Source organism: Actinomyces israelii DSM 43320 (assembly GCF_000711965.1).
In the GTDB taxonomy this organism is placed as follows: Bacteria; Actinomycetota; Actinomycetes; order Actinomycetales; family Actinomycetaceae; genus Actinomyces; species Actinomyces israelii.
In genome coordinates this window covers 1-21,432 of sequence record NZ_JONS01000049.1, presented here as the reverse complement: position 1 = coordinate 21,432, position 21,432 = coordinate 1, and the positions used below count along the sequence as shown (strand labels likewise).

21 protein-coding genes are annotated in these 21,432 nt (G+C 70.2%); 11 read left to right on the top strand and 10 right to left on the bottom strand.

All coding sequences use genetic code 11. From position 1 onward, the window contains the following. Positions 1–237 precede the first annotated feature (237 nt). The 4 genes from O145_RS18705 to O145_RS17610 all read right to left on the bottom strand — a co-directional run bounded on the left by O145_RS18705 (position 238) and on the right by O145_RS17610 (position 4,277). Entirely contained in the window at positions 238–432 is a 195-nt protein-coding gene (locus O145_RS18705) for a hypothetical protein (RefSeq protein WP_043563255.1), read from the bottom strand. Between the two features lie 1,549 nt (positions 433–1,981). Next, positions 1,982–2,272, bottom strand: coding sequence for a transposase (locus O145_RS13095; protein ID WP_052375155.1), 291 nt, complete (start codon positions 2,270–2,272; stop codon positions 1,982–1,984). A 278-nt stretch (positions 2,273–2,550) separates the two neighbouring features. Beyond that, positions 2,551–3,039 (bottom strand): hypothetical protein, encoded by a 489-nt coding sequence (locus tag O145_RS17615; RefSeq protein ID WP_229118565.1) that lies wholly within the window; start codon positions 3,037–3,039, stop codon positions 2,551–2,553. 29 nt (positions 3,040–3,068) lie between these two features. Continuing rightward, positions 3,069–4,277, bottom strand: coding sequence for a hypothetical protein (locus O145_RS17610; RefSeq protein WP_084682616.1), 1,209 nt, complete (start codon positions 4,275–4,277; stop codon positions 3,069–3,071). Between the two features lie 121 nt (positions 4,278–4,398). On the opposite strand from O145_RS17610, the gene O145_RS13090 reads away from it, so the two are divergent. The 4 genes from O145_RS13090 (at position 4,399) to O145_RS13075 (ending at position 8,463) form a co-directional block, all read left to right on the top strand. Next, positions 4,399–4,668 carry a hypothetical protein gene (locus O145_RS13090; RefSeq protein WP_043563743.1) on the top strand — a complete coding sequence of 90 codons (270 nt, stop codon included), beginning with the start codon at positions 4,399–4,401 and terminating at the stop codon, positions 4,666–4,668. Positions 4,669–5,066: 398 nt separating this feature from the next. After that, positions 5,067–6,431 (top strand): hypothetical protein, encoded by a 1,365-nt coding sequence (locus O145_RS13085; RefSeq protein WP_043563741.1) that lies wholly within the window; start codon positions 5,067–5,069, stop codon positions 6,429–6,431. A gap of 353 nt (positions 6,432–6,784) precedes the next feature. Further along, the gene (locus O145_RS13080) at positions 6,785–7,636 is read left to right on the top strand and encodes a PspA/IM30 family protein (RefSeq protein ID WP_084682615.1); all 852 of its coding nucleotides are present in this window, start codon (positions 6,785–6,787) and stop codon (positions 7,634–7,636) included. Between the two features lie 233 nt (positions 7,637–7,869). Continuing rightward, positions 7,870–8,463 carry an NYN domain-containing protein gene (locus O145_RS13075; protein WP_043563739.1) on the top strand — a complete coding sequence of 198 codons (594 nt, stop codon included), beginning with the start codon at positions 7,870–7,872 and terminating at the stop codon, positions 8,461–8,463. Positions 8,464–8,873: 410 nt separating this feature from the next. Here the strand turns inward: O145_RS13075 and O145_RS18340 are convergent, their stop codons facing one another. From O145_RS18340 to O145_RS19360, 6 genes are all read right to left on the bottom strand, one after another. After that, a complete protein-coding gene (locus O145_RS18340) occupies positions 8,874–9,158 on the bottom strand; it encodes a hypothetical protein (protein ID WP_156966766.1) in 285 nt (94 codons plus the stop codon). A 94-nt stretch (positions 9,159–9,252) separates the two neighbouring features. Beyond that, positions 9,253–9,573, bottom strand: coding sequence for a hypothetical protein (locus tag O145_RS13070; RefSeq protein ID WP_043563737.1), 321 nt, complete (start codon positions 9,571–9,573; stop codon positions 9,253–9,255). 737 nt (positions 9,574–10,310) lie between these two features. Then, positions 10,311–10,670 (bottom strand): hypothetical protein, encoded by a 360-nt coding sequence (locus O145_RS13065; RefSeq protein WP_043563735.1) that lies wholly within the window; start codon positions 10,668–10,670, stop codon positions 10,311–10,313. Continuing rightward, positions 10,664–10,957: a hypothetical protein gene (locus tag O145_RS13060; protein ID WP_043563733.1), complete on the bottom strand. Its 294-nt coding sequence runs from the start codon at positions 10,955–10,957 to the stop codon at positions 10,664–10,666. The genes O145_RS13065 and O145_RS13060 overlap by 7 nt, the downstream gene beginning before the upstream one ends. Positions 10,958–11,435: 478 nt before the next feature. Beyond that, positions 11,436–11,627 carry a hypothetical protein gene (locus O145_RS18335; RefSeq protein WP_156966765.1) on the bottom strand — a complete coding sequence of 64 codons (192 nt, stop codon included), beginning with the start codon at positions 11,625–11,627 and terminating at the stop codon, positions 11,436–11,438. Positions 11,628–11,879: 252 nt separating this feature from the next. Then, complete coding sequence (locus O145_RS19360; protein ID WP_229118564.1) at positions 11,880–12,185, bottom strand: response regulator transcription factor; 306 nt, start codon at positions 12,183–12,185, stop codon at positions 11,880–11,882. A 676-nt stretch (positions 12,186–12,861) separates the two neighbouring features. Here O145_RS19360 and O145_RS13040 point away from each other — a divergent pair. The 7 genes from O145_RS13040 (at position 12,862) to O145_RS13010 (ending at position 21,051) form a co-directional block, all read left to right on the top strand. Next, positions 12,862–13,809 carry an ABC transporter ATP-binding protein gene (locus O145_RS13040; RefSeq protein ID WP_043563728.1) on the top strand — a complete coding sequence of 316 codons (948 nt, stop codon included), beginning with the start codon at positions 12,862–12,864 and terminating at the stop codon, positions 13,807–13,809. A gap of 62 nt (positions 13,810–13,871) precedes the next feature. Then, entirely contained in the window at positions 13,872–14,735 is an 864-nt protein-coding gene (locus tag O145_RS13035; protein WP_043563722.1) for an ABC transporter permease, read from the top strand. 143 nt (positions 14,736–14,878) lie between these two features. After that, entirely contained in the window at positions 14,879–16,348 is a 1,470-nt protein-coding gene (locus tag O145_RS13030; protein ID WP_043563720.1) for a histidine kinase, read from the top strand. Further along, the gene (locus O145_RS13025; RefSeq protein WP_052375152.1) at positions 16,341–17,003 is read left to right on the top strand and encodes a response regulator transcription factor; all 663 of its coding nucleotides are present in this window, start codon (positions 16,341–16,343) and stop codon (positions 17,001–17,003) included. Before O145_RS13030 ends, O145_RS13025 begins: the two co-directional genes overlap by 8 nt. 81 nt (positions 17,004–17,084) lie before the next feature. Then, positions 17,085–17,828, top strand: coding sequence for a response regulator transcription factor (locus O145_RS13020; RefSeq protein ID WP_043563718.1), 744 nt, complete (start codon positions 17,085–17,087; stop codon positions 17,826–17,828). A gap of 147 nt (positions 17,829–17,975) precedes the next feature. After that, complete coding sequence (locus O145_RS13015; RefSeq protein WP_043563716.1) at positions 17,976–19,646, top strand: sensor histidine kinase; 1,671 nt, start codon at positions 17,976–17,978, stop codon at positions 19,644–19,646. Between the two features lie 157 nt (positions 19,647–19,803). Then, positions 19,804–21,051, top strand: coding sequence for an HD domain-containing protein (locus O145_RS13010; protein ID WP_043563714.1), 1,248 nt, complete (start codon positions 19,804–19,806; stop codon positions 21,049–21,051). Positions 21,052–21,432: the final 381 nt, after the last annotated feature.

The window sequence follows — 21,432 nt, the reverse complement described above, 5'->3', positions numbered from 1 at the left end:
AGGCGCGCCGCACTACCGGCCTGGAAGGACTTATACGCTGTCAGGGCCGCATGAGGACCGCCTCTCCCAGGCGCACGGTCAGCGAGGTCGTCAGGTCCTGGCTGCAGGTGCCCAGGTGCTCGGAGATGTTTGTCCAGGTCTGGGCGCCTCCGGCTACCGCGCCGGCGTCACCGGTCAGCTCGCCCAGCCACTTCCCCAGCGCCTGGAGGTGGTCCAGCGCCCAGCCGGTACCCGCGCTCAGCGCCCCTTCCCGAGCGGGTCCGTGGCCAGCGCCACCGCGTCGGCCACGGTGCTCAGGCCCCTCAGGGCATCAATCGACCCATGACCGGCTCCCGGCGCGCCGGCGACCTGCGAGACGTCCTCGACCAGCCGCAGCCCCGAGACCCCCGACGTCGTCTCCTGCCGGCCGGCCACCAGAGGGCCCCCGCTCACAGCGCTTCCACCGCCTCCACCGCCCGCCCGCCAGGGCGCGCGCACCCGCGGCGATGCCCGAGTCGGTCTCGTCCATCAGGTCTGCCGCCTCCCGCAAAAGCAGTGCGGCCCCTTGCGTGCGCGCTCCTGTGGCCGTCATCGCAGCGCCCACCGCCCCGCCCAGCAGCGCATACGCCGGCACGAGCAACGGCGAGCACATCAGGCCGAACGCGTCAGCAGGCAGCGCGGCCGCCGCCGCGCCCACGGCCGTGCCCACGTCGTCGGCCACCGTCAGCGCGTCACTGGCTCCCTGCCGCACGACACCGGTTGTCAACTCGATATCAGCCATAGGTCACACGCTATTGACACCCGACCCTCTCCCGCAACCAGGCTGCACGAACACCCAACAAGTTCCCCACGAACCACAAGCAGACACACAGCAAATCCCCAGACACTACGACACCCCGGCGAAATCACCACAACCACCCCACCCACCACAAGCCACCACCCACAAGCCCCACACGACCCGCACAGACGCCGCCCACCACGGGCGCGCGACCACGGCGGGGCTGGCGGCCCCTCCAGCCCGCACAGCCCCACCCTCGCCGCACCCTCCTGGGCTGCTGGGCGTGTCTTGGACAACTCTGAAAGCGGTCTTTCAGGCTGCTTGTCTTGCTGCTCGGTGCTCCTGGCCGACCTCGCCCTGCGTCCTGTGCCCCAGGGCGGAGTGGAGTCGTTTCTGATCGTGTGTACCGGGCTCGACCTGGGAGGCAGTATCCCGGATGGCCTTGCTTCTTGCGGTGGTGGACCATCTGATAGACCCTCTCGTTCCTTCAGGGCGGCGCCCGCCGGCTTCCGCCCGGGCACCCGCCCAGCGCACCCCGGTCCTGCCCACCGAAGGGCGAGTGCCGTAGCCTTTCAGGTGCTTGGCGAGCTGCTCGGATCGGATGTGTACTGGCAGCCTCGGTCGGAGTGGAATACCGTCTCTCCCCCTGTCGTGTGCGGGCGCCTGCGGGCCGCCATGTCGATCGCCTCGCACAACGGAGTCGGTGCCGCGTGTTGTCGCCCCAGTCGCGTACCCGACCACCTTCCTGGTGCAGCAGCCCGGCAACGGTCGCCAGGCAGATCGGGCCCCTCCCCGGGTGCGGGTACAAGTGGGTGTCGCCCACCCACTTCACTCCCGGCTAGCCGGCGGGAGCCCGCGCCGGACCAGGTCGGGGCGCGAGCCCGGGCCCGGCGGCCGGGACGGTGGCGCCGAGTCCTTTCGGCGTGGCTGTGCGGCCTGGCGGGCCCTGGGAGCGCATGACGGGCGCGCACCGTGTCCGGGCTCGTCTCGACGCCTCTGCGGGCCCCGGCGGCATGGGATGCGGCGGTACCCGCAGGGTGGCGCGGGAGCTGTTGAGGACCCACTCGACCAAGGCGCCGAGCTCCTTCCTGCGTCGCACGGTTCTTGATGGCTCCCGGCCCAGCCAGGCATAACAGCCTGATCGAGACACTTTCAGACAGCGGCACATCATGGTGATCGGGTAGCTTCCTGTCTACCGCGGTGGACGCAGCGCGTACCGGGCGCCTACCGGGACCCTCTGGGCGAAGGAAGGAAGCCGCTTTTCTCGGAGCTCGCTTCCCAGCTCCTGGCCTCTCGCAGTTCGGCGCGCAGCCTCCTGTTCTCCGCCGACCGCTCCGCACCGACCTCGGAGCCCACGGACTCCGGGTGGTCCTTCCGCCATCCCCTGACCCTGTTGCCCACCATCTGAGGAACCAGCCCGTAGGACCTCGCCACCTCCGCGATAGTCCGGTCCTTCTCCACGACCTCAAGGACCACTTGCTCCTTGAACTCACTACTGAATCTCTGCGCCGACATAATCAGATTATACCTCATCTCTCAAAACAGTACTCTTTCCACCACTGTCCAAGAAACACCAGGCACCTCATACCTCTTTAACCATCCTCAATTCCTACCCTGTCACGCAGCAGCAGCAACAACCATCAGCACCACCAACCACAGCACCCGCCTCGGCAGCCAACCGCACCCAGCGTGCAGCGACGTGAGCGCAGGAAGACCACCGACCCCTTGGCTCTACCGAACGGTTCGGCGGGATCGACAGCCGCACGCATCACACGCCCCATGAGAACAGCTGCTCACTCGCCCTCGCGATCCTCGGCCCGATGGGAGCGGGCCGGCAGATCATCACCGGGAGGATCACCCGAATCCTTTGAAGGGGAGCCAGCACGCCGCCAGACCTCCTCAGCCGCATCAGCATCAGTCATCCCCTTCCGCCGGCGGCGCCTCTCCATCTGCCCCTCCGGATACATGAGCCGCGGCAACTCAAGTGGAATCAGACCCAGCAAAAACACTACAATAGATAGAAGAACACCTGGGGCAAAGAGCCACATCAATGGACTACTATTATCGACCACCAGCGCGCCTCCCCCGAACAAGAACATCACTCCTGCAGCAGGCTCGACGACCGCAATCGTGTTTCGCCCCCCACCGAACTCTTCCATCAGGTCACGACACAGCTCCCCGTACCCGGAGTCCGAGAACATCTCAAACCACCAGTTGACCAGCGTCGCACCCCCCAGCACCAGGCACCCGATACCAGCCCATACGTCCCCAGACACATTCATTCACCAAACCAATAGCGCATCGACATACATCAATGGAGCAATCCATTAACCCGATCAGCAGCACCCTTCCCCAGTCCAGATCCAATGGTACCACCAACAACGCCCCCGACAATACCGCCTACCGCGGCACCAACCGGGCCACCAACACACGCACCAATGGCCGCGCCAGTTTTACCGCCAACCGCAGCGCCGGCCCAGCCGCCTGCGGCAGAGAGGGCACCTGTAGTCGTCGCTCGAGCCGCCTTCTCACCCTCCCCTAGGGACGGATTATGCGAGTCTTTCTGCCATTGGCCATATGCATCGACGGCGAAAGTCGCCACATTACTTGCTCGGCCAGCCACCTTGAGAGCAGCGCCCGCGCCTCGCGCCGCACTAACCGCCTTTGCTCCGGTAGACCCTGCTGCCGACTCTGGTACTTTCCAGTTCTTGAGCTGGCCCCGACCGATAGTATTATGCAGCATGTCCTTTACTCTGCCCCACCCGCCACCACCTGTCGCCCGCTCAAAAGTAGCACCGGTCGCCCGCAGTCCAGCGCCCTCCACCACGTTCTTGACGTTACCAGCACGGCCAATACCCCACTTGGCGACACTTACCTTATCCCTCCAATCTCCATTGCTGGTCGAGGGGACGAAGTAGCCGCTCACCGTGCTCGACACTGTGCGGACAGCTGGGTTGCCGTCCGTGATTCTCGAACAGGCGTCCGCGAAGTCCTGACGCGCCGCGGTCTCCCTGTCGCGAATGTCGCTGGTGTCGGTCTCCAGGGTGCTGTACAAGGCGACTTTCGCCTGCTCCGCGTCATCCAGACTCGGTTGAACAGGGCCGTAGCGAGATGGCCCGCCGCAGAGCGGCGCAGTACTATTGGGATCAGTCCACTGAAAGTGGGCCACGCCCTTCGGCTCGATAATAGTCTCCCCGGCGAGCTCCAGCCCTCCCTCGACGGCCCTGCTGCGAATCCCCTCCAGATCCGTCTTGATAGCACTCAGAGCCCACGAGAGATTGTCCAGCGCGGTCCTATAGCTCTCCAGATCCGCCACCAGATCTTCACAGCTACTAACTTGAGAGGTGATCGCAATCGACGCACTGAGCGCCGACTCGCCCTCCAAGTCGCTGGCAATGATCTTGCGCGCGCTGATCAGGTCATCCTCGGCGCTGTCGACATTCGCCTTGATATCGCCGACCGTCTCCGCCGACGTCGCGATATCGGACGGCGTCGCATCCAGATGAGTGTCAATTGACATGATTGCCGACCTCCGTATCCACACCCGCTCCAGCCATCGCCCTCACTATCGTCCGTTGGGGTTCGAGCTCATGCCCGGGTAGGGCGCCCTGACCGCCGGACCAGGGCGCGTCGAGGAGTACGTGGCCCCAGAGGGGTTCGAGCTCGTCGGCGTGGTGGAGTACTGGGGCCTCACACCTCCGGCGGCTCCCCCTGAGGGCGAGGAGGAGCCTGCGGACCCGCCGTTGCCGACAAGCGGCCCCGAGCTCGTCATCAGGCCCGGCGCCACCGACGACCAGGACGGAACGGTGCTGGCGCTATTCGTATCGGCCGTCGTGATACTCGTGTCGACGGCCCGCAAACTGGTTGCCAGCGACGGAATACCCGACTGCAGCCCCGACAGCGCCGCCTGAAGCCTCGTCACCACCGCCGATGCCGCCGAGGCCGAGTACCCGCATCCCGACGGAGACTCCACCGAGTCGCCACTGATACTGTCGCTCGCCGCGTCAATACTCGATATAGCCGATGTCGCCAGATCGTGATCCCACTTCAAACTGCTCGCCATTCGACGGCCTCTCACTCGTCGCGTCACTGCTCGTCGTGGATCGGGACGACACTGACCCTACCACTCGGTCACGCCCAAGTCACGGGCTCCCGCCTCCTCGAAGGCACGATTCGGCCAGCCAGCGAGACGCGCCGCCCCGACGGAGACGCAGCAGGCCACCCCCGGCGCCCAGGGCGAACCAAGTTGCCGGACGCACCCCCGAGCGGGGACGATAGGCTACCAGCACTCACATCCGAGGAGCCCGACGTGTTCTGGAAACGCAAACGCGACACCCCCGCCTCGCCGCAGGTGGTGACGGTCGAGGACCTGCGGGTCCGGGCGGGCAAGGCGCTCGTGACCGCCGATGACGCCGTGCGCTCGGCCTCCGAGGAGCTGTCCTACGCCCAGGCCCAGTTCGGGCTGTCGGCCACGGACCCCTTCACCGAGGCCCTGGAGACCGCCCGCGGCCACCTGGCCCGCTCCTTCGAGCTGCGCAAGCTCCTGGACGACGACATCCCCGAGACCGAGCCGGTCCAGCGCCAGATGTACGGCGAGATCCTCCAGCGGTGCAATGACGCCGTCACCATTATCAAGAAGCAGGAGTCCGCTTTCAACGCCCGCCGCGGCCTGGAGGCAAACCTGCCGACCTCGGTGGCCGAGACCGCCCAGCGGGCCGACGAGACCGAGCAGGCGATCACCATGGCCAAGACCCTGCTGATCACCCTCCACGCCACCTACCCGGCCGACTCGCTCACGTCGGTCTCGGAGGCCCCCGAGCGCGCCGGCCGCCTGCTCGACGCCGGCCGCACGGCCCTGGACCAGGCGCGCGACTCCATCGAGGCGGGCCAGCACGCCACCGCCGTCGAGCAGGTGCGCATCGCCCAGGGCACGATCGCCCAGGCGGGCGAGCTCGCCGCCCAGGTGACGGGTGCGCGCGAGCGCCTCGAGCGCGCCGCCGCCGACCTGACCGCGGCCATCGCCTCGATCTCCTCCGACCTGGTGGATGCCAGGCGCCTGGCCTCCGAGGTGCCGTCGGCGTCGCTGGACCCGCTGGTGGCCGACGCCGAGGCCGCTGTGGCCGAGGGGCGGGCCGCCTCCGGGCCCGGGGCGAAGGGGGACCCGCTGGCGGCCCTGGACCACCTGGCCCAGGCCGAGGCCGCGCTCGACGACGCCCTGGCCCCGGCGCGCGCCCAGGAGGAGAACAACTCCCGGGCGCGGGCCTCGCTCGGCTCGCGCCTGGCGCGGCTCAACGCCCAGATCACGGCCGTCACCTCCTACATCACCACCCACCGCGGAGCCGTCGGCCCCTCGGCGAGGACGGCGCTGTCGGAGGCCTCCAGGCACGCGTCGGCCGCCACCTCGATGCAGGGCCGGGACCCGTCGGCGGCCCTGGCGGAGGTCGCCCAGGGCGAGCCGCTGGTGGCCCAGGCGCAGGCGCTGGCCGAGGCGGACGTGCGCCACTCCGGGGGCTGGGGCTCGGGCGGTGGCGGCGGCCAGGGCTCGCGCGGCGGGCTCGACGTCGGCTCCCTCGTGCTGGGCGGACTGCTCCTGGGCGGCCTGACCGGCGGCCACCACGACTACGGCGGCTGGGGAGGCCCGAACATCGACCTGGACTTCGACTTCTTCGACTGACCGTGCCGCCGCGGCCCGACGGCGCAGCCCGCGGGCGGCCCCGTCAAGGCCCGGTCGCCCCCGCTCGTGCGGACCGGGCCGGTCGCCCTCACGAGCCGCGGGAGCCGCCGCCCCGCCGGGGCCGAGCCGCCCGCAGCCGAGCGGACGCGCCGTCGCGGCATCCAATACCGCTATCTCCCCCGAAGAGCCGCCCGCGACCGGGCGCACGCGCCCTCAGCGATACATCCTTTGGACGCGTTGGGCGGCGCACCGATTTTCTGGGACGATGACCCGGACACTCCGCCGACCACAGACAGACCCGCTCGTGCGCCGCCCCCGGCGGCAACCGGGCACACAGAAAGGGAGCACCGCATATGGCTGAGAAGCAGTCGATCCTGGGGCGCATCGCCCAGCTGACCCGGGCCAACGTCAACGCCCTCCTCGACCGCGCCGAGGACCCGGAGAAGATGCTCAACCAGCTGGTGCGCGACTACACCGCCTCCATCGCGGAGGCGCGCGACGCCGTCGCCCAGACGATCGGCAACCTGCGGCTGGCCGAGAAGGACCACGCCGCCGACCTGGCCGAGGCCAGGGACTGGGGCAACAAGGCCCTGGCGGCCTCCCGGAAGGCCGACCAGCTGCGCGCCGGCGGGGACTCGGTCGGCGCCGACAAGTGGGACTCGCTGGCCAAGATCGCCCTCACCAAGCAGATCACGGCGGAGAACGAGGCCAAGGAGGCCGAGCCGATGATCGCCTCCCAGCAGCAGGTCGTCGCCCAGCTCAAGACGGGGCTGCAGCAGATGGAGGCCAAGCTCGGCGACCTGCACTCCAAGCGCGACCAGCTCATCGCCCGGAAGAAGACCGCCGAGGCACAGGTCAAGGTCCAGGGCGCGATCCGCTCGATCAACGTCATGGACCCCACCAGCGAGCTCGCCCGCTACGAGGACCAGGTCCGCCGCGTCGAGGCGCAGGCCGCCGGGCAGATGGAGCTGGCGGGCTCCTCGCTGGAGGCGCAGTTCGCCGAGCTGGAGGCCTCCGGGGCCGACCTCGAGGCCGAGGCGCGCCTGGCGGCCCTGAAGTCCGGCGGGAACAGCGCGCTGCCCGCGGCCTCGTCGCCGGCGCAGATCACCGACGGCGACGACGTCGATGCCGCCTTCGCCGCGCTCAAGGCCGAGAACGCCCAGCCCACCGCCCAGACCACCGACCCCGAGAGGTCCTCCTACTGAGCCGCAGGGACCCTGCCCGATTGCTGAAGTCCCGTCCGGCTCCGCCGGCATGCGCGGCTCCCCGAGGCCTCTGTGTTCTCGGGGAGCCGATTTCGTCGGGGGCTGTTTTCCCGGGGCGCTGTTTCCCGGGAAGCCGTTTTCCTTGAGGCTGTTTCTCCCGCCGATACCGCCGCGCCGGCCGCCGTACGCTGACCCGATCGGCCGTATGCCCCTGGGGCCGCTAGCATGATGCTATGAGCACCCCCACTTACCTCCTCGTCGACGGGGAGAACATTGACGCCACATTGGGCATGAGCGTCCTGGGACGCCGGCCCGACCCTGAAGAGCGTCCGCGCTGGGACCGTGTGCTCTCCTTCTGCGACGAGCTCGCCAGCGCCAACGACGAAGGCGCCCAGACCACTGCGCTGTTCTTCCTCAACGCCACCTCCGGACATATGCCAATGGGCTTCGTGCAGGCCCTTATGGCGATGGAGTACCGGCCTCTGCCGCTGGCCGGATCGGGAAACCCCGAGGAGAAGGTCGTCGATATCGGTATCCAGCGGACGCTGGAGGTCATTGCCTCGCGCGTGGAGTCCGGCCGGGGCGCGAACGTTCTGCTCGGCTCGCACGACGGCGACTACATTCCGCAGGTCGAGCGTCTTCTGGATGCCGGCGCCTATGTCGGCGTGCTGTGCTTTCACGAGTTCCTCAACGCCCAGCTGGCAGGACTGGAGGCGCACGGCCTGGCGATCCACGACCTTGAGGAGGACGTGAACGCCTTCACCAGCCCGCTTCCGCGTGTGCGGATCATCCCGCTGGAGGAGTTCGACCCGCTCAAGTTCATCTGACACGAGCTCGCGGCCGGCTCGGCGGGGAGGCGCGAGCCCCTTCCTCGCGACGGGTGCACGCGTCCCTCAAGCCGAGCGGGTTGCAGTGCGAGCCGTCGGAGAAGACAAATGGCCCCTCCTTCACCGCCGGGGCTTCCTGCTCCCTCTGCGCCCGCCCGCTCCGTGTCCATTCGCGCCCGCGCCGCGCCCACGACCCCGGAGCGCCCTCGGCGAAAAGCTCCCTCTCGCCGCAGGCGCCGAGGATGAAGAGCACCGCCGCAGCGCCCGCCAGTGCCGCCGCGCGCCGGCAGAAGGCGTGCAGGGCCCGGTTGGCCCGCACCGCTTCGCGCATGCGCGAAGCGGTGCGGGCCAACCGGGCGGCAGGGGCCGTCAGCGAGATGGGAGCCGGCGGTGGACGAGGGGGACGGTGCTCAGCCGTTGATCTCGCGAATGCGCGAGTTGTCGTTCCCCGCGGTCTTGCAGAACATCTTCGCAGACATCTTCGACAACGAGATCTTCCCGTTCGACGGGTTTTGGTCCTTCTCCTTGAGAAGAAGAGTGATCGCCTTCGTCTGATCCTTGTCCGACATCTTCATGTACTCGGCACAGGTCGCGTCGCCACCCTTGCTGGCGGCCGAGGAGCAGCCGCTCAGCATCGATCCGCACATGATGACGGTGACGACGGCCGACACGACAGCGTACTTCTTGTTTCTCATGGTCTTCCTTCTTTCGACGTAATTCTCTCGAGCGAGAGTTGGAACTGGCGCAGGAGGCCCGATCTCCATGACACGAATTGAAGCAGTGACAGGATCAGAAAAATATCCACTTGTCATCACCGGGCAGAAGCAGGTAGATTCCGTAAAGGCCGAAGGCGAGCATTCCGATAAGAATCCAGAACTCGAATCCCGCAAAAGACATGAGGTACCCGCAGCCGATGGATATAACCACACAGAGGGCGCCGAACACCTTGACGAATATCCACTGCACGCCCCTGGCCCCGGTCTCGGAGGCATTGGCGATCTTCGCCGCGATCCCGCCGCGCTCCTGCGCCTTCTCCTTCAGCGTCTCCACGATCCAGCCGATCCCGAACAGGGCGGCAACCACCAGTATTCCAGCAAGCCATGTCGGCATCGCAGTTCTCCTTCAGGTGACGAATAGTGCCGCGCAGAGGGTCGCGGCCTCCTTGTGACTCCATTCTCGAAAAATCGCGCCCAATCCTGCAAGTCTTAGAAGTAATACGTCTCCTCAGCATCCCGCGCCTCGGGGCGCGGCCGAAGACCCGGCACCGCCCCGGTCGAGCGGCCGGGCACCAGATGACTGGCTCCGGGGCCGGGTGCGCTGCTGGTCGGGAGAGTGGTCATCCCATGCGGCCTTGAGGCGGGCGGATCGTAAAGGTGGAGGCCGACCCGGGGGACGGATCATCCCGCGCGGCCTTGAGGCGGGCGGCGCTCCCGGGCGCGAGAAGACGCGTGATTCCGCGGTGCGGGCCGGGAGGCGCAGACAGGTGAAGGCGTGCGCGGGGCGCCGGCCTCCCGGGGCGGCGGGGGCTGGGGGCGGGCGCGGCGCTCGACGTCGGCGCCGGCTCGTCGCGTTTTCGCCGAGATCGGTCCGGTTCCGCACCGAGACCGGTTCACGGGGACTCGCGGGAGCCCCCAGGCACCACCAAGCCCTCCAAGACTCTCCGGGCCCCGGGAGGCCGGCATCGACCGGCACCGCACGCACCGCCCAGCCCCGGAGTCAGTCATCTCACGGAGTGCGCCGGAACGAGAACGAGCCTTCACGCGGTCCGACCGCCTCCGGCGGGACCGCCTTCCAAGGTGGTCCCGCCGGAGGCGACTGCGGTGTCATGCTCTGCGGATCGGGGTCATTCACCTGGTCCGGGTGAGCGTGAGCGCCGTCGATCCCTGTGCGAGCTCGATATTGTCGTCGTCGACGACCTTCACCGTGAAGCTGCCGCCGGAGCCGAGCGCTCCGGTGACGTCGAGGCGGTAGGAGCCGCCGTCCTTGTAGAAGGCGTAGGTGTCGTTCGGGCTGAACAGGGCGCAGTGCGAGCCGTCGAAGGAGACGACGGAGCCCTTCTTCACCAGCCCCCAGGACTCCGTGCCCGTCGACCTCCAGGTGCTCTCAATGGAGAACTCCTTCTTACCGCAGGCGCCCAGGAGGGAGAGCGCCGCCGCAGCACTCGTCAGTGCCGTCGCGCGCCGGCGCGAGATGCGTGTCGTCACCATTTGTTCGAGTTCCAGTCCACAGCGTTGTTGATCGGGTCGTTCGAGTGCTTGCTGGAGCCGCAGTAGGACGTCACATTCATGGTGATTCCGGCGATGTTCTCCGTACTGAGCTGGCTCAGATCGTGCTCACGAAGCATTTTGCCGAGAACATCGCTCTGCTTGCTGTAATCGAGCTTGTTGTACTCAGCACAGGTGATGCTGCCGGCGCTGGACGACGAGCACGCCGCCAGAGGCATGAGCAGGCTGATCGCGATGACGCCCGCCGCCACCCTCAGAAATCGTTTCATGTCAGTTCCTCTCTATTGTAATGCTGCTGCCGCGCCCCGGCCAGGGGCGCCGATCCGAACGGTCTCGGAATAGTATCCGCAGCCCCGCGCCTTGCCCGCGCCTTCGCCCTCATCGCCATCATCCCCCAGCGGATCCCGACGATGGTGATACCGACAAGCACGCCTGCGAGCGCGATACCGGACATCACGATTCTCCTTGCAATGGAAGACGGCGCCGCACGGGGATATGCGGCTTCCCCATGAACTCATTGTCGGAAAATCGCTCATCCTCCCACAAGTCTCAGAAGTAAGACATTCTCGCCGCCGCCCCGCAGCCCTGCCCGGTGCCGGAGACCCGGCACAGAAGCGCTCGAGCGGGCAGCCGCGCGCCGCCCGCATCGGGACACGCCGCCGGAACCGATCTCGGCGCGAAGCTCGACCGATCTCGGCGAGGGGAAGGGGAGGCGCGTGGCGGAGGGAGGTCACGGCATCGGGAACCTCATATTTGCCGACTGGTTTGTGCGACCGGGCGGCCGGGGGCCGCCGAACGCCTTGTTGTGCCAGTCCTCGAAGCCGATGCGCGCCTCTTGACCAGCGCCGCCTTGAGCGCGTACATGCTCCCGGTCATGTTGTCCTCGACGCGGCACATCCTCATGTACTCGGAGTTCCTCGCGAAGGAGTCGTCGCTCATGAGTCCCGCGAGCGCGCGCACCTCGACCTGCATCGGGAAGGTCGGGTTGGCGTTCGCGAACGACTCGAGGCCACGTGCCGCGAAGGCGCAGGCGAATGTGATTCCTGCTCTGCCGCCTCTATTGCATCTTCCACGGACAACCTCCCACAGGTCCTAGAGCTAAGACAGGACTCTTCGTCCCGCGGCGGTCGCGGTTCGCCCGGCAGGCCGCCATCCGCCGCACGGCCGCGGCCCGCCCGGCCCCGCGGCCCGCTACGAGCAGCAGACGCAGGGAAGGAGCCCGTCCTCAACCGCCCGGCGGAAGAGATCGACGCGCGAGCACACCGGCCTGCCGACCGCCCGGTACTTGTCGCGGATCCGGCTGACGTAGGTGTTAACCGTGCACGGCGACAGCCCCATCTCCTGGGCGACGGCCGTCGAGGTCGCCCCCGAGGCGTAGCACGCGAGCACCCTGGCCTCGGTGCTCGTCAGGTGCTCCTTGACGAAGTCGCCGTCGGCGTCCAGGGCCGCCGCCCAGTCCACACCGGGAACCGTCTCGCCGCGCGCCGCGGCGCCCACGGCGCTGACGAGCTCGTCCGTTGGGAGCCGACTTGCGCACGATCGACAGGGCTCCGGCCTCGACGGCCTCGCGAACGAGGTACGGATTCTCCGCGGAGGTGTACACGATGACGGGATAGCCGGCCTCGAACAGCGCCGCGACATTGGCACGGGGGCTGGAGCCGTCGCCCAGACGCAGATCGAGCACCACCACGACGCCCTCCGGGAGCTCGGCGGCCGACAGGCCGGGGAGCCACAGAACCTCCTCCGCAACACCGGCGTCGAGCAGGGCGTCGCGGACCCCGAGGCCCATGACCTGGTGGTCGTCAATGATCACGACGGCTCGGCAGTCGGCAGCCACCACCGCCACCTCCTCTCACGCGGATCCGGATACGGCGAACGAGGCCAGTATTTCGCCGCGGCACCGCGCCCAGGAAGTACGAGTTCTTATACACTCTGCGGTCTGGCGGACCGCGGCGAGGCGATGTGGGCGGCCGGGCCGGTCAACCGCGCCCCTCCCGCGCGGCCGCGCCGCCAGCGCCGCCAGCGCCCCTGCCCGCCCCATGACAAACCTCATGCCCGAACCGTGCAGGCCTCATCAGAGCCGGTGACGCCCCGCACTACCGGCGAGAAGACGCCCGGGAGAACCTGGACGCGTCCCGCAGGGGCTCGAAGGAACCGGCATCAGGAGGACGAGATGGCCATAATCGAGGCTGTCGACGTGACGCGCACCTACGGCAGGGGGAGCAGCGCCTTCACCGCCGTCGCCGGGGTCAGCCTCGCCGTCGAGCGCGGCGAGCTCGTTGCGGTCCTCGGCGCCAACGGCGCGGGCAAGACCTCCCTGGTCGAGGTCATCGAGGGCATCGCCCCCGCGACGTCAGGCACGGTCCGCGTCCTGGGCGGCGACCCGGTGCGCGACCGGGCCCTCATCCGGCCCCGCACGGGCATCATGCTCCAGGAGGCCGGCTTCGCCCAGGCCCTCACGGTCGCCGAGACCCTGCGCATGTGGGCGGGGACCCTCACCGACCCGCGCCCCGTGGCCGAGGCCCTCGAGCTCGTGGACCTCGCCCGCCGCGCCAGCGTCCGCGTGAAGTCCCTGTCCGGCGGCGAGCGCCGCCGCCTCGACCTGGCCATGGCCGTCCTCGGCCGCCCCCAGGTCCTCTTCCTCGACGAGCCGACGACGGGACTGGACCCGGCCTCGCGCCGCCGCACCTGGGACCTCATCCGCCGCATGCTCGTCGAGGGCGCCACCGTCCTGCTCACCACCCACTACCTGGAGGAGGCCGAGGACCTCGCCGACCGCGTCCTGATCATGGCCTCCGGCCGCATCCGCGCCCAGGGCACCGTCGCCGAGATCGTCTCGGCCCGGCCCGCGAGCCTGTCCTTCAGCCTCCCGGCGCCCTCACCGATCGACGACGGCGATCTGCGCGCCCTGCCCGCACTCGTCGGCGACCCGGAGCGGAGGCGGGACCGGGTCCGCCTGTCCAGCTCGGACCTGCACGCGACCCTGTCTGCGCTCATGCGCCTGGCCGACTCCCGCGCGACCCGCCTGGCGGACATCAACGCCCGCTCGGCGTCCCTGGAGCAGGCCTTCCTGGCACTCGCCCCCGACGACGCCGGCCACGGCGCTCCCCCGGCCGCCTGAGGCCCCGCCCGCCCCATCCACCGTCGTCCACCACCCTCGCCGACCCGCCCCAGGAGCAGACCATGAGCCCAGCCGCCCTCAACAGCCCCGCCGCCCCGGCCGCGCCTCTCGCTGTGCCTCTCGCCGCGCCCCGCACCGCCGGCCCCCTGCGCCGCGTCGCGGCCATCGGGCGGGCGGAGGTCACCCTGTTCGCCCGCAACCCGACGATCCTGGCCACCGCCCTGCTCCTGGCGCCCGCCATGGTCGTGATCACGGGACCGATGCTCGGCCGGGACCTGATCGGCCCGGCCTTCGCGACCTTCCTGACGGAGATGCTCGCGACCTGGTCGCTGCTCATGGTCGTCTACTACAACCTCACGGTCATCTTCGTCACCAGGCGCGAGGAGGGGGTCTTCCAACGCATGTCCACCGGGGAGGCGACCCCGTGGGAGGCGCTCGCCGGAACCTGCCTGCCGTCGGCCGCGGTCGCCGTCGTCCAGGTGGTCCTCGGGACGGCGGCGGCCATGGCGTTCATGGAGATGCGCTCGCTGGTGAACCCCCTGCTCATGCTGATCGCCCTGGCGGGCGGGATCGTGCTCCTGGCCGCGGCGGCGGCGTGGAGCTCGACGTGGACCGCGACTGTCGAGGGCGCCCAGTACTCCACCATGCCGGTGTTCACGGTCCTCATGCTCTTGTCGGGGAGCTGCCTGCCCCTGGGCTCCATGCCCGAGGGCCTGCGCGCCGTCGCCGCCAGGAGCCCCCTGTACGCCATGTCCGACCTCATCTCACTGGGGATGACGGGAACGAGCCTGGACGGCAGCGTCACCGCCGACGGGTTCGCCGGCGCGCTGGTCGCGGCCGGTCGCCCCGTGGGCATCCTGGTCTGCTGGTGCGCCGCCGCCTGGTGGACGGCCCGCCGGACCATGCGCTTCACCCGCCGCCGCTGAGGCCCTGCACCCGCCGTCGCCGTCGAGCCCGCCGCGGCCCCCGCCGTCGAGATAGACATTTTCGTACGAGGTAGACGGTGTCACCGTCGATCTCGTACGAAAATGTCTATCTCGACGCAGCGAGGAGCCGAAGGAGCCCGCCCATGACCACCACGCCCGCCACCCACCCGGCAGGAGGCGCCCGGGGCGAGAGCACCGCCAGGCTGCGCGAGTACATCCTGTGGTCGATGGACGTCCTCCTGGCGCTCTGGCCGCTGGCCTTCGCCCAGTCGTACGCGAACAAGCCGGCCTACACGCACTGGACGCTGCCCTTCCTCGTCCTCCAGGCGGCCGAGGCCACCGCCTGCGGAATCGTCCTCCACCGCGTCGCCGCCCATGAGATCGACGGCGCGCCGGTCCCCCGGTGGTGCCTGGCGCTCCTGGCCGTCACCGCCGTCGCCGGCGCCGCCACCGCCGTCGGGGCGCTCCCGCCGGGGGTAGCCTCCCCGCCCCGTCTGGCGGCGGAGCTGACCATCGTCGTCGGAGGTCCTCTGTGCGTCCTCGCCCCGCTCCTGAGCACCGGCCGGGTCGTCCTGCTCGGCCTGACCTCGGCCGGCGCGGTGGCCGCCGGGACGGCGCTCGCCCGCCGCCTGCTCGCACCGGCCGGCACGGCCTCCCCGCGCGCCCTCATTCCGGCCGCCCTCGCGCTGGTCCTCATCCCTCTGGCGACGCGCTGGTCCTTCGCCATCCTGTCCTCGGTGCAGGCCCAGGAGAAGCTCGACCTCATGCAGGCGGATCTGGCGGTCGCCCAGGAGCGGCTGCGCATCGCCCGGGACCTGCACGACGTCTTCGGGCGCACCCTGACGGCCGTGGCGGTCAAGTCCGAGCTCGCCGCCGCCCTGGCCGACGCCGAGGCGGCACCGCGGGCGGCCGCCGAGTCCCGCCGTGTGCGCGCCCTGGCGGACGACGCCCTCAAGGAGGTACGCGCCGTGCTCGCCGAGTACCGTCGCCCCGACCTGGCCACGGAGCTGGCCGGCGCCCACTCCCTGCTCGCCGCCGCGGGGATCGCCACCCGCACCATCGGCGAGACCTCCGTGCCCGCCTGGGCGGCCGAGCCGCTGGCCCTGGTGCTGCGCGAGGCCGCCACCAACGTCGTGCGCCACTCCGAGGCGCGCTCATGCACCATCCGCGTCACCCTCGACGACGACGGCGCCGCCCTCACGGTCGCCAACGACGGCGCCCGCGCCCCGGCGGCGCAGGCGGCCCCTGTCGGCCCGGTGCCGCCGGCTCGCCCGACCGACGCCCCGGCACGCCCGGCGGGCCCGACCGGCCCGGCGAGCGCGACCGACCTGTCCGACCCGGCGAGCGCGACCGACCTGTCCGGCCCGGCCGATGCGGCCGCTCCCGGCGCGGTCGCCTCCGGCGGGCAGGGGCCGGCGCGGCAGGCGCCGTCGTCGGGTCTGGCGGGCCTGGCCGCGCGCATCGGGGCCGTCGGTGGCACCCTGGTCGCGCGCCGGGAGGGCGATGCCTTCACCGTCACCGCCCGCGTGCCGGGGCCGCCGGCGGCCCCGGAAGCCCCGGCGGTCCCGGAAACCCCGACGGCGCCGGCCCGGAAGGAGGAGCACCATGACTGAGCCCCCGGCGCTCTCAGGGACCTCGGAGCCCTCAGGGCCCCCGGCGCCCGCGATCCGGATCGTCGTCGCCGACGACGAGACCCTGCTCCGCGACGCACTGGAGGCCATCCTGTCCCTGCAGGTGGACATCGACGTCGTCGCCGTCGCCGCCTCGGGGACTGAGGCGATCGCCCGGATCGAGCGGCACCGCCCCGACGTGGCGGTGCTGGACCTGCTCATGCCCGGGGCGGACGGGATCGAGGTCGCCGAGGCGGTCGCCGGCCCCTCGCCGGGGACGAGGTGCCTCATCCTCACCTCGCACGCGCGCCCCGGCTACCTCAAGCGGGCGCTGGCCGCGGGCGTGCGGGGATTCGTCCCCAAGACGACCCCCGCGGCCACCCTCACCGAGGTCATCCGCCGCCTTCACGCCGGCCAGCGCTACGTCGACCCCGAGCTGTCCGCCGAGACGATAGCCGCCGGCGACTCGCCGCTGACCCCGCGCGAGGCCGACGTCCTGGAGCTCGCCGCGGGCGGCGCCCCCGTGGACGAGATCGCCCGACGCGCCGCACTCAGCCCCGGGACCGTGCGCAACTACCTGTCCGCCGCCTCCCTCAAGCTGGGCGCGCCCAACCGGCACGCCGCCGCCGAGATCGCGCGCTCCAAGGGCTGGATCTGACGCACCGGGCCCAGCGAGGCAAGACCAACACCACATCCGATATCCAGGAACCTCCCAGAATGCCCGGGCACAGTTGCATACATGGACCGCATCCAGGACTCACGCACGTCTCACGAGGCTCATCTGCTCGTCGTCGACGACGAGCCCAATATCCGCGACCTGCTCGCCTCCTCGCTGCGGTTCGCCGGCTTCGAGGTGACGACTGCGGCCGACGGCAACGGTGCGCTCCACGGCGTCGACGACGCCGAGCCCGACCTCATTGTGCTCGACGTCATGCTGCCGGACATGGACGGCTTCACCGTGGCGCGGCGCCTGCGCGAGCGGGACATCGCCACGCCCATCCTCTTCCTGACCGCCCGCGACGACATGGACGACAAGGTCCAGGGCCTGACCGTCGGGGGCGACGACTACGTCACCAAGCCCTTCGGGCTGGAGGAGGTGGTGGCCCGCATCCGCGCCATCCTGCGCCGGACGCACGGCGCCGCGGATGAGGACGACGGCGTCGTGCGGGTGTCCGACCTGGTGCTGGACGAGGACGCCCACGAGGTGCACCGCGCCGGGGTGGACGTGGACCTGTCCCCCACGGAGTTCAAGCTCCTGCGCTACCTCATGCTCAACGCCGGCCGGGTGGTCTCCAAGGCCCAGATCCTGGACCACGTGTGGGAGTACGACTGGAACGGGGACGCGGCGATCGTCGAGTCCTACATCTCCTACCTGCGGCGCAAGATCGACCAGATCGAGGACCGGGAGGGGCAGAGCGTGGCGCCGCTGATCCAAACCCGTCGGGGAGTGGGCTACATGCTGCGCGAACCCAAGGGTGAGTGAGCGGTGCGCACCGCCAGGCGGATCGCCCGTCCAGGACCGTCCGGGACCCGCCCCGCTCGCCGCAGCGCCTCGAAGAACACATCCCGTCGCGCCCGCACGAACAGCAACCGCCAGTACCGCCCGACCAAGAAAGGGCGCTGGCACCCGATGACGGCGGTGCGCCGCGCCTGGATGAGCCAGCCGCTGCGCAGCCGCCTGGCCCTGATCACCACGGGCCTGCTCACCACGGGCCTGCTCATCGCCTCCCTGTCGGTCACCTCGCTGCTGTCCACCCACCTGATCCGCCAGATCGACGACCAGCTGCGGGTGACGGCCCAGACGATCGGGCGTCAGGGCCTGAGCCAGATCCGCACCGGCGAGGGCCCGGGAATGCCCTCGACCTACTACGTCGAGGCCCAGTACCTCGACGGCACGTCGGGCCGGATGATCTCCGACGACACGGCCGCCGACTACGGCATCCCCAAGCTGGGCACGCTCTCCCTGGACGAGGCCATCAAGCAGGAGTTCTTCACGGCCGACTCCAACCTCCTGGGGCAGCAGTGGCGCGTCCTGGCCCTGCCGATCACGTCGGAGGGCGAGTACACCGGCGTCGTCGCGATCGCCCTTCCGCTGCGGGACGCCATGCAGACCGTGGAGCGGACCCGCCTGATCGTGGCCTTCACCGACATCTCGGTGATCCTCCTGGGCGCGGGGGCGGCGACCTATCTCGTCCGCCGCGCCTTCCGCCCGCTGCGCCAGATCGAGCGCGTGGCCGGCAGGATCGCCTCGGGGGACCTGTCGTCGCGCGTGCCCAACACGGAGCCGCCCACCACCGAGGTCGGCTCCCTCCAGCGGGCGCTCAACACCATGCTCCAGCGCAATGAGCAGGCCTTCGACGTCCAGGTGGTCGCCCAGGAGCGCATGACCCGCTTCGTCTCCGACGCCTCGCACGAGCTGCGCACCCCCCTGGCCGCGATCCGAGGCTACGGCGAGCTCTACCGCATGGGGGGCGTGCCGCCGGAGCGGACCGACGAGGTCATGGGGCGCATCGAGTCCGAGGCCTCGCGCATGGGCCGCCTCGTCGACGACCTCCTCCAGCTCGCCCGCATGGACGAGGGCCGGGAGATGACCATGGACCGGGTGAACCTGACGGCCCTGGCCGCGGGGGCCCTGACCGACATGATGGTCCTGGCCCCCCAGCGCGGGTGCGCGCTCATCCCGCTCGACGACGGCGCGGCGGCGGCCGGGCGGGAGGCTCCCGCGGTCACCGTCATCGGCGACAAGGACCGGCTCTCCCAGGTGATGACGAACCTGCTGGGCAACGTGGTGCGGCACACCCCCGAGGACTCGCCGGTGGAGGTCGCCGTCGGGCTGCGCCTCGCGCCCGGCGCCTCACGCCCAGAGCCGGAGGGCCGGGCGCCCGCAGCAGCGGGTCCCGGCGCCGCGGGGCAGGGGCTCACCCGCACCGGACGGCGGGCGGCGCGCCGGGGCGCCGGGAGAAGGGGCCGGCAGGGCGAACGGGACTGGCAGGATGCTGCCCGGCCTGGGGCGACGGCTCCCGCCGCCGAGCCTGCGCGGGCCATCGCCGTCGTCGAGGTGCGCGACCACGGCCCGGGCGTGTCTGACCAGGACGCTGAGAAGGTCTTCCGGCGCTTCTACCGGGCGGACACCTCCCGCAACCGTCAGACGGGCGGCTCCGGCCTGGGGCTGGCTATCGTCTCGGCAATCATTGAGCGGCACGGCGGCACGGTGCGCATGGACCGCACCCCGGGCGGCGGGGCGACGGTCCACATCGAGATCCCCGCCCTGCTCCCCGATGCTGCGACTAAAGTTGCGTAAGCGACACGTGAGGCGCCAGAGCCTTGTGTGACCTATAGGTCGCGGACTACTTTAAGTTTTTTTAAAAAGGTGTGCGGCCAAACACGGTTCCAACTTCACAACCTCCGCGACCGGCAATACGATGTTTTTCGTCTTGCACCCTATCTCGGAGGCTCATATGGGCGTCATGGACGCACCACAGTGGCTCCTTCCCGCCTATGTCCGCAGCGTCAGGGCCCTGGGGGCCTCCGCGCCCGTGGAGGCCATCGGCGAGTCGGGGAAGGCCCTCATCGAGATGTGGTCGAGCCCGGACCGTCACTTCCACAACCTCAAGCACGCGATCAACATGCTGGCCCGCGTCGACGAGCTGGCGGACGAGTCCCACGACCCCGACGTCATGCGCCTGGCCGCCTGGTACCACGGCTGCGTCTTCTCCTCCGCCAAGGAGCAGACGTATCGGCGCAACGGCGGCGAGGACGAGGTCGCCTCCGCGGCCTACGCGGCGGGCGACCTGCATCGGCTCGGCCTGCCCGACGCGACAGTGGACCGCATCTGCGCGCTCATCCTCAGCCTGAAGCGCCACAGCCTGCCCCCCAACGACATCGACGCCCTGGCGCTCAACGACGCCGACCTGGGCGCGCTGGCCGTGGAGCCGCAGCAGTACAAGCGCTACCGCCAGCTGGTGCGCCAGGAGTACGCCCACATCCCGGTCGAGGACTACCTGCGCGCCCGCCTGACGATCATCACCCGTCTCCTGGACCGCGAGATGCTGTTCTCCTCCCCGCTCGGGCAGCGCTGGGAGCGGGCCGCCCGTCAGAACCTGCAGGCGGAGAAGCAGCGCCTGACCGACGAGCTCGCCAGGACGTGTCCCGCCGATGCGGACGACGCGGCCGACTCCGGCGCCGGCTCCGAGGCCCCCGCCGGGGAGGGCGGCAGGCGCGCCGGCAGCCGGACCGCGCAGGGGGACCGGGCTCGGGGCTCCCGATCGTCCTCTCACTCCCCGATCCCCTTCCCGGCCTCCACCTCGCCCAGACGGTCCCCGGCGTCGGCCACCTCGCCGCGCACGCCCGCCGACGGCGTCGAGGTCGCCGCCGGCATCCCCCCCTCCTTCCCGCCCCGCCGCAGGCCTCGCCCGCCCGCCCGACGGGACGCCGAGCAGCCCCGACGGGACGCCGAGCACCTGGGCCACACGACAATGGAGTCCTGCGCCGTCGACCTGGACCGGCTGATGTCGAGCCCGCGGCTGCTGGCCGGCACCGGCAACCAGCCGGTGGACCGGGCGGCCCTGGTCGAGGCCGAGCGCGCCAAGCTCGCCGAGCGCCTGCGGCTGCGGACCGAGGCGGCCAAGGCCCTGCGAGAGACGCGGACCGGCGAGATCGCACCGATCACCGCTCCCCTGGCCGACGACGGCGCAGGGAGCCTCTGAGGCGCAAGGCGGCGGGGGTGGCCTGCCTTCCCGTTACCTTGTTGGTGGTCGCGGGGAGAAGCCTCGCGGCTGGGCCGGCGACGGCCGGCATGATGTCTTGCCCCTGTCTATCGAATGATCCGGGGGGCGAGAGTCACCGGCCGTCGTACGGCGACGTGTGACCGCTGATAAGGGGAATGACCCACCACCTGATACTGGTGGCGAGGTCTTTCGTAACGTGGGTGCGGGGCTCGTCGTCAGCAGCCGGCCCCGTCCCGCGGAGCGAAGGAGCGTGTCATGCAGGTGGACGACATCGGCGTCTTCATCGGTATCGACGTCGGTAAGAGCGAGCACTGGGCCACAGCCCTGGACCGGGACGGGCGGAGAATCCATGACAGGGCC